We start from the raw sequence: 435 nt of genomic DNA on the forward strand, positions 1-435 counted from the left end.
GTTCCTTATTAAGGGTGGGAGGTCGTCGGAAAAAAGGTTTGCAGTGGACGGGCAAGCGGCGGTGCATCTCTGAACGCGCCGAATACTTGTCTATCCGCTGCATCGGGTTGTGGACGGATTTCAGACGACCTCAAATATCATAACTTTATGTTTAACGGTATTTTACAGTATTTTTGCCGTTTGGGCGCGTACAGAAGCGATGCGGCATACAAACTTCCACGCTTTTTGAACAGGCGCGCCCTTGTCGCGAAAAGCGCCTATCCATGCCCAATGAAATCAGACTGCCAGCCCCGTCACCAACTGCTTAAATTCCGTCCACGCGTCGCCGTCTTCTGTGCCTTTGATGATGCGGTCGATTTTGGCGCAGGTTTTGAGCGCTTCGATCAGGCGGACGGCGGGAATGCGTTTGACGGCAATCGGCGCGAGGGTTTGTTT

Annotated in this window: 1 pseudogene; it reads right to left on the bottom strand. The window is 52.6% G+C overall.

What is annotated here, in order from left to right:
• Nucleotides 1-276: 276 nt before the first annotated feature.
• A pseudogene (locus tag ACTHUR_RS21450) lies at nucleotides 277-435 on the bottom strand (DNA polymerase III subunit delta); the annotation flags it as partial.

It is taken from the genome of Neisseria sp. P0021.S007, assembly GCF_051956855.1.